The following is a 2,474-nucleotide window of genomic DNA, read 5'->3' on the forward strand; positions in this document are numbered from 1 at the left end:
CATGTTACTTGGTAGCTGCCGGCTGTTTTCGTCTCATTAATGAGCTGGGCTACTTTTTGCCCCATCACATTGTATACCGTTAACTGTACAGGACCAGCTTCGGCTACACTGTAGCGAATGGTTGTACTTGGGTTGAACGGGTTTGGATAGTTTTGCTGAAGCACAAAGGAATCAGGAGTGTCTTCACGTTCGTTGCTTACAGAAGTACCAGGGTCCATCGTAATGGTAAAGCGAGGCTGACTTCCACTGCCTTTGGCTTTCATCTGTGGTGGTGCTAATGCCGAAGGTGCAGCTAACTTTTGTTTAGCTGATAGATTAAAAGTATATGAATCTAACGATCTCATATCTACTTCTTCACCAGTAACATTATCTGTAATGGTAAATGACCACTCACTTGGAATATTTTTCCACTTTTCCCAGCTAATAGTGAACTCACCCGATTGACCTTGATCGTTCACATCTAAGTGGTACACTTGCAAACCTTGTGGGTTCATTGATCTTGCATCTTGAACTAGAAACTGATCTTCACCTTCGTGGTTAAGTGTGAATGCTAAGTATGGAGCACCGTTTAGTGGCTGAATCTTCGAACCATCAAAACTATCATAGCCTTCATTTGCGACATTGCTAAAATAGATTTTGTTCGATAAGTCTGAATACCCTTCTCCACGAAGTGCTAGAGAGATAGAACGGTAATTGTTCACCATCTTATTAAATGATGAAATATCCGCTGTAGTATCCGACACTTTTGCTGAAGTAGGGATATTTACTTCAGAGGCTAATGGAAAAACAATACTGTTTCTTTCTACCACAAACCCTTGCCAAGTGTCAATCGTATTTCCTTCGCCAAAGTTATAGGTTAAATATGTTCCAGCACTATCATTCCAAACCGCTATAGGGCTCACAAGTCCACCTTGAAAAATACCACCTAATAAATTTCCTTCCACGTCATCTTGTTTAATAACTGCCTGAAATGGATTACCGATTAAGGTGTATTTATGAGTTAAATCAACCGTAACAGTACTACTCGGTTCACTTCCTGATGCATCAATCGCTAAAGGTAGTTCAGAGCTTCCATTCGTTGTGTTATCATAGAAATACATGATAAAACCAAGACCATCACCCCATGCAGTGGTTACATTATCAGGTTCTGTCCACCCAATAATTGCATCGGTATCGGCACCCGGGTTGTAATAAAAATTGGCATCCGCTGAAGGATCATCACCGCCTGCAATACCTTGTACGGGCGCGTCATCAGAAACATCGGTCACGATTCCGCCTGTAATTGGCATGGATAACATTCTCCAACCTGCATTTCCGTAAATCACTTGAGATGGATCACCACTGATAGTGTGATTGCTATTCGGAAAAGGTAATAATCCTTCCCCATCATCATTTGTAACCCAACCAACAATATCGTTTATAGTTGTAAGCAGAAATGAAATCGTTCCAGATATTATACCTGTGTATTCACCAGCATCTGGGTCTCCACTTCCATTGGAGATATCTATAGCATGCACCCCTTCAACAAGGCCTGTACCGCTTAAATTTAAATTTGATGTCTTATTAGCTATAGCTGCTAAAAAAGTACTCGGTGTTCCTGCACTTCCTATGTATGCGTAAATTACATCACCAGCATTGTCTAAATCGAAAGTACCGCTTTCGGTAATACTTCCAGCTGAAACAGCTAATGATCCCGCACCATCACTGGCATCGGTTACAGTAACTACTGTTCCTGCAGTAATACTACCACCGGTTACCCAAGCAAGGGTCCCTTCTGTAGATCCTAAAGTAGAACCTGACCATTCGTTGTCTGTGAAATATATAGTTGTACTTGGAAGGGTTTTAAGAACAACAAAGGAGAAATCGTCTTCTCCGTCTGAATTGAATCCTGTGAAAGCGATATCACCGGATGATTGTGCGTTTACTGAAATGCTAGCTAGCAAAAAACAAATACTAGCTAATAGTATCGAATTCTTCATCTGAACCTCTCTCTTTAACTTTAACTTTAGTTGGTTAGTGTTAGTAATTAGAAATGCTACGTTACCAGTGTAGCATCGAATTCATCTCTCTCTTTTCAAAGTGAATCCAGTTTGCCTCTCAATAATTATTAAAAGTCTTTAATAATTATCGGAAGCATTGACTTTTTCTTAAGTATGAATTTCCAACACTTTATACATACACACAAAAAAGGGCGAAAGTTCCCACTTTCACCCTAAGTACTAAGTAAAATTAATATGTTAGCTTATAAAGCTACTCAGAAGCTTTGTTGCCTTTGAGTTTTTTATAAGCATACGCGCCACCTGCTGCGGCTAGTAAGCCGAGGCCACCATCAATTGGGGCTTGTGCGGGTGCACTTGGTAATCCCGGCTGAGCAACCGCCCACACCGAGAGTAATAGTATCATTGCTAAACTTGCGAGTATTGTGATAAATATCTTCATGAATCTGTCCTTTTATAATTACTTGATGAGCGTCA

2 protein-coding genes are annotated in these 2,474 nt (G+C 40.5%); both read right to left on the reverse strand.

All coding sequences use genetic code 11. The annotated features are described in order from the left end of the window. Positions 1-1,979: T9SS type A sorting domain-containing protein (locus B155_RS13700; protein WP_157464871.1), on the reverse strand; the 1,979-nt coding region annotated here is incomplete at its 3' end. A 271-nt stretch (positions 1,980-2,250) separates the two neighbouring features. Further along, positions 2,251-2,439: a PID-CTERM protein-sorting domain-containing protein gene (locus tag B155_RS0112645; RefSeq protein WP_018128621.1), complete on the reverse strand. Its 189-nt coding sequence runs from the start codon at positions 2,437-2,439 to the stop codon at positions 2,251-2,253. Between the last annotated feature and the right edge of the window lie 35 nt (positions 2,440-2,474).

The sequence above is a fragment of the Balneola vulgaris DSM 17893 genome, from assembly GCF_000375465.1.
In the GTDB taxonomy this organism is placed as follows: Bacteria; Bacteroidota; Rhodothermia; order Balneolales; family Balneolaceae; genus Balneola; species Balneola vulgaris.

What these genes read in the sequence shown, in the direction of transcription:
- B155_RS0112645 (WP_018128621.1), bottom strand. Translation starts at nt 2,439, where the DNA reads ATGAAGATATTTATCACAATACTCGCAAGTTTAGCAATGATACTATTA.